Source organism: Streptococcus sp. 2022WUSS037, assembly GCF_044427225.1.
Lineage (GTDB): Bacteria > Bacillota > Bacilli > Lactobacillales > Streptococcaceae > Streptococcus.
On record NZ_JAOTGJ010000045.1, the window covers coordinates 1 to 10,786 of the forward strand.

Annotated in this window: 16 protein-coding genes; 2 read left to right on the forward strand and 14 right to left on the reverse strand. The window is 43.7% G+C overall.

Annotated features, from left to right (window positions below; translation table 11 throughout):
- Positions 1-170: 170 nt before the first annotated feature.
- The 14 genes from ODU55_RS10745 to ODU55_RS10810 all read right to left on the reverse strand — a co-directional run bounded on the left by ODU55_RS10745 (position 171) and on the right by ODU55_RS10810 (position 9,883).
- Positions 171-710, reverse strand: coding sequence for a VanZ family protein (locus ODU55_RS10745; protein WP_398582817.1), 540 nt, complete (start codon positions 708-710; stop codon positions 171-173).
- Positions 707-1,819 carry a 23S rRNA (adenine(2503)-C(2))-methyltransferase RlmN gene (gene rlmN / locus ODU55_RS10750; RefSeq protein WP_398582818.1) on the reverse strand — a complete coding sequence of 371 codons (1,113 nt, stop codon included), beginning with the start codon at positions 1,817-1,819 and terminating at the stop codon, positions 707-709. The genes ODU55_RS10745 and rlmN overlap by 4 nt, the downstream gene beginning before the upstream one ends.
- A gap of 8 nt (positions 1,820-1,827) precedes the next feature.
- Entirely contained in the window at positions 1,828-2,469 is a 642-nt protein-coding gene (locus ODU55_RS10755; protein WP_398582819.1) for a YutD family protein, read from the reverse strand.
- A gap of 147 nt (positions 2,470-2,616) precedes the next feature.
- Positions 2,617-3,666, reverse strand: coding sequence for a SepM family pheromone-processing serine protease (locus ODU55_RS10760; protein WP_398582820.1), 1,050 nt, complete (start codon positions 3,664-3,666; stop codon positions 2,617-2,619).
- Entirely contained in the window at positions 3,653-4,141 is a 489-nt protein-coding gene (gene coaD, locus ODU55_RS10765) for a pantetheine-phosphate adenylyltransferase (protein ID WP_002939048.1), read from the reverse strand. The genes ODU55_RS10760 and coaD overlap by 14 nt, the downstream gene beginning before the upstream one ends.
- A complete protein-coding gene (gene rsmD / locus ODU55_RS10770) occupies positions 4,131-4,670 on the reverse strand; it encodes a 16S rRNA (guanine(966)-N(2))-methyltransferase RsmD (RefSeq protein ID WP_029186344.1) in 540 nt (179 codons plus the stop codon). Before rsmD ends, coaD begins: the two co-directional genes overlap by 11 nt.
- Positions 4,671-4,977: 307 nt before the next feature.
- Positions 4,978-5,379 carry a hypothetical protein gene (locus tag ODU55_RS10775; protein WP_398582821.1) on the reverse strand — a complete coding sequence of 134 codons (402 nt, stop codon included), beginning with the start codon at positions 5,377-5,379 and terminating at the stop codon, positions 4,978-4,980.
- Between the two features lie 113 nt (positions 5,380-5,492).
- Entirely contained in the window at positions 5,493-5,699 is a 207-nt protein-coding gene (locus ODU55_RS10780; RefSeq protein WP_398582822.1) for a hypothetical protein, read from the reverse strand.
- 56 nt (positions 5,700-5,755) lie between these two features.
- On the reverse strand, positions 5,756-6,142 hold the full coding sequence (locus ODU55_RS10785) for a rhodanese-like domain-containing protein (RefSeq protein ID WP_174850162.1): 387 nt from the start codon (positions 6,140-6,142) through the stop codon (positions 5,756-5,758).
- The gene (locus ODU55_RS10790) at positions 6,142-6,360 is read right to left on the reverse strand and encodes a YqgQ family protein (RefSeq protein WP_174850161.1); all 219 of its coding nucleotides are present in this window, start codon (positions 6,358-6,360) and stop codon (positions 6,142-6,144) included. Before ODU55_RS10790 ends, ODU55_RS10785 begins: the two co-directional genes overlap by 1 nt.
- 217 nt (positions 6,361-6,577) lie before the next feature.
- Positions 6,578-7,177, reverse strand: a complete 600-nt coding sequence (locus ODU55_RS10795) for a response regulator (protein WP_398582823.1) — start codon at positions 7,175-7,177, stop codon at positions 6,578-6,580.
- Positions 7,174-8,268, reverse strand: a complete 1,095-nt coding sequence (locus ODU55_RS10800; protein ID WP_398582824.1) for a sensor histidine kinase — start codon at positions 8,266-8,268, stop codon at positions 7,174-7,176. Before ODU55_RS10800 ends, ODU55_RS10795 begins: the two co-directional genes overlap by 4 nt.
- Positions 8,269-8,276: 8 nt before the next feature.
- Positions 8,277-9,008, reverse strand: coding sequence for an ABC transporter permease (locus ODU55_RS10805; protein WP_398582825.1), 732 nt, complete (start codon positions 9,006-9,008; stop codon positions 8,277-8,279).
- Positions 9,005-9,883 carry an ABC transporter ATP-binding protein gene (locus ODU55_RS10810; RefSeq protein WP_398582826.1) on the reverse strand — a complete coding sequence of 293 codons (879 nt, stop codon included), beginning with the start codon at positions 9,881-9,883 and terminating at the stop codon, positions 9,005-9,007. Before ODU55_RS10810 ends, ODU55_RS10805 begins: the two co-directional genes overlap by 4 nt.
- A 379-nt stretch (positions 9,884-10,262) precedes the next feature.
- On the opposite strand from ODU55_RS10810, the gene ODU55_RS10815 reads away from it, so the two are divergent.
- Both ODU55_RS10815 and ODU55_RS10820 read left to right on the forward strand, forming a co-directional pair.
- Positions 10,263-10,664: a hypothetical protein gene (locus ODU55_RS10815; protein ID WP_398582827.1), complete on the forward strand. Its 402-nt coding sequence runs from the start codon at positions 10,263-10,265 to the stop codon at positions 10,662-10,664.
- The coding region (locus ODU55_RS10820) for a transposase (RefSeq protein ID WP_398582828.1) at positions 10,654-10,786 on the forward strand (133 nt) is incomplete at its 3' end. The genes ODU55_RS10815 and ODU55_RS10820, both read left to right, overlap by 11 nt.

A 10,786-nucleotide genomic window follows, 5' to 3' on the forward strand; every position in this document is an offset into this window, starting at 1 on the left:
CATGGAATTACAAGCAGCCACCACCATATTTGTAGTCAATATGAAGCGAATTATGACCTTAATAGACCAAAAGGAAGAGTAGAAAAATAGGAATTCTCCCAATCATTCAGGAGAATTCCTATTTTTTATAAGAGTCAGAGTAACTGGAGACTTTTTCAGTGGGCTCCTTTCTATCTATCGTCTTTTGTTCTAGACATTAAGATGCCAATTCCTTTTTGAAGATAGGTAAATAATAGATAGGCCAAGACACCTCCTAGCGTATTGGTCCAGAGGTCATCCACTTCAAACACTCGCCCCGCATCAATGAGCAGGTCTAACAAGAGCTGGCTACATTCGATAAACAAGCTCATACAAAAACTATAACGAATCACCGCTCGAAGGCTCCGCCATTCTTCCCTAAGAAACAAAAGAAGAAAAATCAGAGGGAAAAGTAGAAAAATATTAGTGATGTTTTGCAAGAAAATCCATCCTAGGTCTGCCAAACTATCTACCTTATCCCCGTTGACGATGCTGTTGAAAGGCGTTGGTAAAAGATAGAGACGGCCGATCTGAATAATTCCTGGTGTGGAGAAATCCTTGTATTGAGGGTACCAAGTCTGAGGTAGAAAACAAAGTAAAACAATAGCCAGAGCATAGGCTCCAGCTAAGGTCTTACAAATCTGTCTTCCTAGCTTGGTCAAGTTTCCATCTGCTTGGAAGAATTTTCTCATGCTCGAATACCTGCCTTTGCTTTTGCGGCTGCAATACGAGCACGCGCTTTTTCACGGTCCTTTTTGAGCGTATTGGAACGCAACTGACCACAAGCCGCATCGATATCTGTACCATGTTCCTGGCGAACGACACAGTTAACACCATTTTTCTTCAAGACATCAAAGAAAGCCAAGGTCCGTTCTCTAGTTGAACGGCTGTACTGGTCATGCTCACTTACAGGATTGTATGGAATCAAGTTGATATAAGACAATTTACGGATGTTCTTGGTCAAATCAGCCAATTCCTGAGCTTGTTCCACTCCATCATTGACCTCGTTGAGCATAATATACTCAAAAGTCACACGGCGGTTGGTCACCTTGATATAGTCCTCAATCGCTTCAAACAAGACTTCGATTGGATAGCGACGGTTGATCCGCATGATGCTGGAACGAAGGTCGTTATTTGGCGCGTGAAGAGATACTGCCAAGTTAACCTGAACTCCCTCACGGGCAAAATCACGGATTTTTGGCGCCAAACCAGATGTTGACACTGTGATGTGACGAGCTCCGATTGCCAAGCCCTTGTCATCATTGACCACACGCAAGAAGGTCATAACATTGTCATAGTTATCAAGTGGCTCACCAATCCCCATGACAACGATATGGCTAACACGCTCATTCTGATTGCGCTCATCTAGGTATTTCTGCACCAACATAATCTGAGCCACGATTTCACCGCTGGTCAAGTCACGTTGCTTAGGAATCAATCCAGATGCACAGAATGTACAGCCGATATTACAGCCAACTTGTGTCGTTACACATACAGAAAGACCATAGTGCTGGTGCATGAGAACTGTCTCAATCAACATGCCATCTGGCAGTTCAAAGAGATATTTGATAGTACCGTCCTTAGACTCCTGTACAATCCGTTGTTTGAGCGGGTTAACTACAAAATGTTCTTCCAACTTTTCAATCAAGGACTTGGGCAAGTTGGTCATTTCCGCAAAGGATTGGACACGAGAACGGTAGAGCCATTCCCAAATCTGAGTCGCACGGAATTTCTTTTCTCCATTTTCTAAAATCCAATCCACAAGATTGGATTGACTAAAAGCATAAATTGATGGTTTCATGTTTCTCCCTACTTCTGACGGATGACAAAGCTACGCTTAGCCTCATTCATCTCTCGATTATTCTGCTTACGGTCACGCTTCTGACTGCGCTCCGTCTGATTGGCCTTAACACCAGCATTCTTCATGGTAAAATGACGCTGTTCCGACTGCTTGTTCTGCTGCTTCCCTTTTTTCTGACGGTCATTGCGATTATTTTTGTTTTCTTTTGGTGCAATAGGCTCCGTCCGCTGCTGATTTCTGTTGCGATTACGTGAACGACTCCGCTTGCGACGGGGTCTGTCCTCCTCCTCAGCAGGCAAGTCTTGGGGATTCGGATTGGCTAAGACGAAATAAGCACAACCAAAATTACAATACTCCGTCAAATAGTCATCCAAGCGACTGATTTTTAAGTCTGATTTAACATTTTTATCGTCTGTATAGAATCCCCGTAATCTCAGCTGCTCATTGCCCCAATCTCCCACGATATAATCAAACTTGAGCATGAGTTGTGAAAAACGTTGACCAAAAATCGTCTGGTCAAAAGCATTCTTGTAATCTTCCAACAGGTCTAGCTCAATATTTTCTGATACAACCTTTTCTCCTACACGGGCAAAACTTGGGCCAGGATACTTGTTGTAGTTATACATTTCAGGTGAAATTTCTTTTTTCATTTGTCCTCCTATCTGTTCAATTCTTCATACATATCATTTCTATCTAACCCTACTATTATATCACTATTTGACCAGAAATTCTTCTAGTTTAGCGTTTAGGAGAAATTTCCGACAATTTTAAGAAAACATGAAATGAAAAAGGACGATTTACTCGCCCTTCGTTTTCTTCAAATAATCAATAGCATCCTGCGCTGTCTTGACAGGTACTACTTCAATGTCTACACCCGCTTTTTCAGCTGCTTCTTTGGCTTCCTCATAATTGGTTTTAGCTGTCGGATCTTCCTTCAAAATTTCTTCGTCAACTGGGTTATTTGGTACAAAGAAAATACTTGCACCAGCCTTGGCTGCTGACAAGACCTTCTTGTCTGCTCCTCCAATATCACCGACGCTGCCATCTTGTTCAATGGTTCCTGTACCAGCAATCACGCGCCCATCACGTAAGGTTGGATCAGCTAATTGCGTATAGATTGCCAGGGTAAACATGAGACCCGCACTCGGACCACCAATATTTCCAGTTTGGAAATCAATTGGGACGGAACTTTCCACTTCAGTATGGTCTACAAGAGTTATCCCAATCCCGTTTTTTCCATTGGAGAGCTTGATAATCTGACCATCCGCAGATTTTTCCTGACCATCACTGACATAACCAACTGTTACATCACTCCCCAATTCTAAACTGCTAACGTATTTGATCAAATCTGGAGAAGATTCAAAGGTTTTGCCATTGATGCTCACAACCGTATCCGCAATGTTCAGAATCTCCTTAAAGGTTGAATCCTCTGCCAGAGCGAGAACATAAACCCCGAAGAAATCCATGCTAACTTCTTTACCTGCAAGGGTCAAACCTTGGTACTTGGCCATATTTTGCGAAGTTTCCATGTAGAACTGGGCAATACGGAAATATTCCTCGCTATCTGCTCCCCCTGTCATTTCCTCCGCTGAACTGACACTTGTATAAGGATCAAACTGTGCTGCCAGGAGTTGCAGAGCAGTTGCCTGTTGGACTGACACATAGGTAAAGTTGTAAGAGCCTTCCTCTTGGTCTATTTGATTGTTCACCGTTAGTACCTGACGAATATCAGCAGCTCCACCTGGACTTTCCAGATAATAAGGCAGACGAACAAAAACGGCAAACCAAATCAAAAGAGTTCCTAAAACAATAGATGCAATTAGGGTTAACTTCCTATTTTTCTTCATTCTTTCTAATCTCCTCACTAACAATTTCTGGAACATAAGGGCCTATGTCCTGTTTGAAATACAGCAATTCTCGAACCTGGCTGGATGATACGAACTTAAGCTCTGGCTTGGCGATTAAATAAATAGTTTCCAAATCTGGTGCCAACTGACGATTGTAAAAATCAAAACTTGACTCGTATTCCAAATCGGTCGCATTACGCAATCCTCGGACCAAATGTGTTACTCCATAGCGCTTAGCTACATCGACTACCAATTCATTTTCAGACAGAACGACCTCGATATTCTCCATTCCTACAAAAAGCTTCTCCAAAATGGCTTTTCTCTCCAAACCCGTCAAGAGTCCTGCCTTTTTAGGATTGGTAAAAACTCCCACATATAATTTATCAAATAGTCCACTCGCTCGTTCAATTAAGTCCAAGTGTCCATTGGTAATGGGGTCAAATGAGCCCGTAAACAATCCAATCTTATCTGACATATACTGTTACCTTACTAATTCCGTAGAGTTTCTCTTTCCATATCCCCAGCTCTGCTATTTCTTCCGGAAGAGAGACCGCCTTATCCGTTTCGCAGACTACCATAACATCATCTGCTAGTAAGTCACGGCGACAAAGTTCTGTTATCACTTCTTCAATTTCCTGCTCTGCATAAGGAGGGTCCAAGAATACCAGGTCGAAAGGACCTTCCACACTGTTCAAAGCCTGTCTAGCTTCCATTGCTAGAAGCTGAAATTTATCTGCTTCCTTAGTCATTGCAATATTTTCACGGATAATGGCTTGTGCTCGTCGATCTCGCTCAACCAGAACTGCTGACTCCATGCCACGAGATATAGCCTCGATAGATAAACCACCACTGCCAGCGTACAAGTCAAGAACTCTACCACCCTCAAAATAGGGACCAATCATATTGAACATGGCTCCACGGACCTTATCCGATGTCGGTCTGGTTGTTTTTCCATCTAACGTTTTCAGTGGTCTTCCACCATAGCTTCCCGATACAATTCTCATAAGGTATATTATAGCAAAAAATGAAGCTCGTTGCTGAAACCAAGTGCACTTCCTGCTTTCCTTTTTGCACCAACTTTTTCAACATTCTACCAAATACACTCTCAACCGCTATAGCAGGAAATCATTCTCGCACTATTCAACAAAATGATAAAAATAAAAAGCAAGGAAATTCTGTTTTACGCGAAATTCCTCACTCTTATCGCATGTATTTAAACTAGATCGTTACAAGAAAAAATTAGTGTTGAAATACAAATAGCTATTTTTTCCAGTATGCTAATACGCCATAAAGAACCAGTAGCAAAAAAGTCTACGGATTATCTGGTGAACTCTCGTCAGCTGTTGGAACTGTTTCCACTGACTCAACCAGGCTAGTTGTTGAATCTGTCGTTTCCGCCGGTGTTTCAGAAACTGTTGGAGTTTCTACCACAGGTGCTCCTTCCCTAGTCGGAGGGACTGAAGTACTTGTACTAGTTGACGCCACGCTGCTTGTATACTGGCTTGTTGAACTCACACTTTGATTTCCATATATATTTTGATTAGGCACTACATAGGATTCTTGTGAGGTCTCACTAGCTTCAGCAAGGTCCGTTGACTGACTAGTCCCTATTTCAGATACTTTTTTCTCATCAGCTACTTTTTGGGCTGCTTCCGCCCTGGCCAACTCCGCTTTTAGCTTAGCCTGTGTTTGAGCATCTGTCTGCTGTCCCACTAGCTCTTTTACTTGGTCAATCCGTTTCTGTAATGCTGCTTTTTTAGTCGCATCCGTAACCTTGTTTACTGCAGATTGTGCCTCTGCAAGTTTCTCTTCAGTATGTGTTCCTTCTAATACAATGACAGCATTCTCAGCATCCTGAAATAATGTATCAACCGTTTTTTCTGATTGGGCACTTGCTGTACTGTCTTTGTATCACTTGTTTCGTTTTGGGCATTTTTATACCAACTAGCGCCTAAACTAATCAATAAAATAAGTCCCATAAAAGAAATAATGCCAATTTCTGCCAATGACAACTTTTCAAATTTCTTTTCCATATTTTTGCCCTTATCCGTCTTATTGCATAAGAAAATACTCTAGCCTACTGACAATGCTACTTAGTCGTTTTTACCTTACCATTCCAGCCATTTAAACCATAGCTTAAAATATAGATTTCGTTAAAGCCCTGTTTCTTCAGATGAAGGGCTGCAGGCGTTACCAACTGACCACGATCATTCTCATAGATTAAGACAGGTCTGTCCTTACGCAAAGCAGCTGTAGACTGGCGCAATTGCTGGTAAGGAATATTTCTCGCACCTAAGATATGCTTACGATTAAACTCACTCGGGTCTCGCAGGTCAATCAACTGACCTCCGTGTATCTTTTCTGCAAATTCTGCATTATCAATCACAGACGCTGCACGACGCAATCTCCAGTAATTAAAACCCATCCAGGCTCCCAATACTGCCAAAAATACTAAAAATACCCAAAATGTTTCCATCACTCATTCTCCCTTGATTTCTGATACTCTAATTCCAAACGATGTTCCCGTCGCAAAACCAATTCGGCCGCCATGTAGTCCAACCTATCCAGAAGACCTGCCTGATAAACGCGATTGAGCTCTATCTGCATCATCTCGATGTCATAGAGACGATTGCCCATATAGATGATAATCCCAAACCGTTTTAGCAACTGTTGCACATCGTATAGTCGTTTCATATATAAAATTTTAGCAGAATTTTATAAGATTTTCAATATAAAAACTCAGTTGGAATTTATGAAATGCATTTAAAAAGGATTGGAAAAATCACCAATATTATCCAAGTCTAATATAGGCATTCAGTTTGCTTTTAGTACTAGGCAACGAGCTGCAGGCATAACTGGAGTTAGGCAAAGCGAGTTAACGAAGTAATAAAAGATAAACTGAGTGCCTATATCATAACCAACCCTTTTCCTGTGCAATCTTAACAGCAGCCGTGCGGTTTTCTGCACCCAGTTTGGACAGGATAGAGGTCATGTAGTTGCGGACCGTGCCGTCAGACAGGTAGAGCTGGCTGGCGATTTCCTTATTGGACAAGCCGTCAGCAACCAGCTTGAGCAGCTGGCTTTCCTGGTCCGTCAAGGGACTGCGTTGGGTAAGGAGAATATCCATTAACTCTGGCGAGTACTCCTTTCGCCCCGCCAAGACCGTTTCAATGGTCCGCATAAGGTCCGAAATGGAGCGTTCCTTGAGCACGTAGGCATCCACATCTGCCTTGACCGCTCGTTCAAAATAGCCTGGTCGCTTAAAGGTGGTCATGATAACAACCTTGACGGGCAAGGATTTCGCTCGCACCCATTCCAAGACATCCAGCCCCGTCTTCTCAGGCATTTCAATGTCTAAGAGTAGCACATCTACTTGCTCTTTTTCCAAAATAGCAAGGGCCTGACTACCGTTTTCTGCCTGTAAAACAGCCTCAACCGCATCTTGAAAGCCCAAGAGCTGACAGAGGGCATCCCGCAGCATGGCCTGATCTTCTGCAACTAAGATTCTCATTCTACCACCTCCTCAAGTGGAATTCGTATGGACAGGCGGGTGGGCTGTGCCAGAGAAAGAAATTCCAAGCTCCCCTGCACCGTCACCAGCCTATCCTTTATGGTATGCAATTCTTGACCGGTTAACTGAGCAAAGCCCACACCATTGTCTTCGTAGTGCAAGACCAATTCTTGCTTGTCTTCTTCAAATAGCAAACGGCACTTGCTAGCCTGGCTATGTTTGAGCAGGTTATTGGCCAACTCTCTTAGCACCATGGCCAGTTTGTTCTGAACAGGCAAGCTGAGCTGCCCTGCTATTTCCCCGCCCCAAACGACCAAGTCCACTCCTGCCAAATCCAACATCTGCTGCAAAATCTGGAGTTCCTCTGCCACGGTGTGCTGCTTGAGGGACTGGACAATCTGGCGGACGTCCTGCATGGAGTCCTTGGCTAAGGTCTGGAGCTCCAGTACTTCCTTCTTGGCCTGGTCAATCTGGTCGTGGTCCAAAAGGGTCTTGACCAGCTCCGCCTTGACGGACAGCATGGCAAAGACATGGCCCAGGGTGTCATGCAAGTCCTGACCGATGCGGTTGCGTTCGTTCTCAGCAAGCAGGAGGTTGATAGAGGCATTTTGCTCCTGAATCCGTTGCTGGAGGGCTTCCCGCTTGGTTTCAACCCAGCTGAAAATCAGCAAGGCCAGGCCGAAAAAGTGAATGATGAGTGCAAAGGCCCGCATCTCAAAGGGAACAGGTCCAAAAAGAGCCCAGAGGATAATGGCCAGCAACAAAATCCCATAGGACACCGTCCGATAGGTCGGCCGAGTTTCCTTATAATACCAGCCCAGCATATTGGACAGGTTAAAGATAAAGAGGGAAAACTGCAGATTGCCCCAAAAACTCATGATGGCGATGTAGCCAATCAGGTAAAACCAGCCCAGCATGGAATAGAGCTTGTGGTCGGTGTAAAAGAGAGAACAATAGACCAGGGCAAATAGAATGGTGGCTAGAACCACAGCCGTCGGATTTGGACTGTACTGGGCGTAATAAAGCGGAAAATAGAGAAAGACCATGCCCACGAAATACATGGCTGGTATCTTTCTTTTTTCAAAAATCATGGGGCACCTCACTGTTGCTCCGTTTTTCTATTCATCACCAGAGCAATTCCTAAGAAAATTATCGCATAGCCTAGGACAATTAGCAAGGATTTCCAGAGAAAATCTCCCTCTTGGGCGTAAGTGGTCACCAGCTGGTTGACATGGTAGCTGGGCATAAGTTTGCAAATTCGCTGTACCCAGTCAGGAAAGAGGGAAACAGGCATCCAAGAACCACCCATGATAGCCAGAACAAAGTAGAGCAAGTTAGCCACCACAGACATGGTCTGTTCCGACTGGATTTGCACCAAAAGCAAGCCAATGGCTAGAAATACGATAGAGGTTACTAAAAGCAAGAGGGCCGAAATTCCCCATTCTTGAGCTGTCATCTCAACTCCCTTGACCAAACCTCCAACCGCAAAGACAATGGCAATGGAAGACACAAAACAGAGCAAGACCCGCACCAGTTTTGATAGATAATATTGCCAGATTGGCAGAGGAGAATGCTGGATAAAGGTCAACCAGCTATTATTTCTATCCTCTGCCAGCATCATGGGAAAAGTAAAGAGAGCAAAGCCTGACATGGAAAATCCTGTCATGGTTAACATATAAGACTGGATAAAGGCCTTTTGCAAGTTCTCATAACCTAAGTCAACCGTCGAAGAAAAAATCAGGAAAAAGATAACTGGCATCCCGATAGACAGGAGAAAAACTCCCAAACTCCTAGATAATTTGACAGCTTCTACTTTCACCAATGCTTTCATAATTCTTCCTCCCTTGTCTTGTCAAATAGGCTGTTGAGCAGGGTTTTGTTCTGCACCTCTAAGTCTGAAATCCGACAGCCTGCTTCCTGCAAATTCGCCCAAACCTGCTCAATAGCTCGGGTCTTGAAGCTGACCGTGTCCTGTTTATAACTAATGTCGTAAATGGCATCCAAGCCCTCCACCACCGTCGCAAAGCGGATTGGCAGTGCTACTTCTTTTTCCTGCTCCTCACTCCGCATGGCAAATGGCGTCGTATCCCGCAAGAGCCTGCCCTGGTGCAAGACCAAAATCCGCTCTGCCGTATGCTCCACTTCCTCGATGTAGTGGCTGGTATAAAAAATGGTCACGCCCTTTTCCTTCAAGTCGTGGACAATCTCCCAAAAACGCTGACGGGTCGACGTATCCATGCCCGCCGTTGGCTCGTCCAAAAAGAGCAACTTAGGCTTGCCAATCAAGCAGATGACAAAGGCCAAGAGCCGCTTCTGACCACCCGATAGCTTGCCTGCCAGTTGATTTTTTTGCTCTTGGGAAAAGCGGAGCAGGCTGTCGATTTCCACATCTGTCAGACTGTCCTTGTAGATAGCTTGAAAAAAGCGGAGCAATTCCTTGACCTTCAAGTCCGTTGGAATAGCATTTTCTTGAGGCAAGACTGCTACTGTTTCTTTATTGGACCGAGCCTGTGGAGCCAGACCATCCAACAAGACCTGCCCTTTCGTCGCCTTCCTATCACCCAACAAACAGGACATGAGCGTTGTCTTCCCAGCCCCGTTAGGACCAATCAAGGCCACACATTCCCCAGATTTTATCTCAAAGGAAATATCAGACAAAATGGACCGTCCTTTGATGATTTTTTCTAGTGCTCGTACTTCTATCATCTTGCTACCTCCTACTTATTGAACATCTTACATAGACAGTATATCTCGAAAAAGGAAGTCACACTAGAAGCCTTTGTCATGGACTCATGTGACAAATGTCATATTAAAGATTGCAGCAAAAAAGAGTCCTACTGGGGCAATGTCATTAAGTTAAGGCTTCTACTCCAATATTATTGGGTAGGGTCTTTTTATTTTTCAATAAAGTGATAGACTAAAAGCAAAAAGGAGTTTTCCCATGGTTTAGTCTATTCAAACAATCCTAGAATCTTGCATCTCACAACTCTCATCAGACAGTTCTTCTTATGTCGTTCAACCAGATAAAGACTTTACCCGTTCCAGAAAATGTTCCTTCCAACAAATGGTTTCCGCTATACTAAACATGGGTGGTCAAACACTATCAAAAGAACTGATCAATCAAGACTTCCCCATTTCAAAGGCTGCTTTTGTCCAAAATCGCTATAAAATTAAGCACCAAGCCTTTCAAGAACTCTTCAAAAACTTTACGCAGGCTGTTCTTCCCAAAACAGAACTTCCTATTCTGGCTGTAGATGGATCAGATATCCATATTCCAGTTATCCCTGAGGACACAGCCTCTCATTTTCCTTCAAAATCAGGTGGAAAAGCCTACAATCTCCTGCACTTAAATGTCCTATTTGATTTGGAAAGTGAACTCTATTGTGATGCCCTGGTTCAAAAGAGACGAGATGTTGATGAACGGAAGGCTCTGATTGACATGATGGAGAACTCTCCCTTTCGAACAAGCCCTCATTGTGGCAGATAGGGGGTATGAATCTTATAATTTGATGGCTCATTGCCAAGAAAAAGGCTGGTTCTATCTGATTCGGATTCGAGATGGGAAAAACAGTATGAAGCAAAGTTTGGACCTACCTCATACAGAAACCT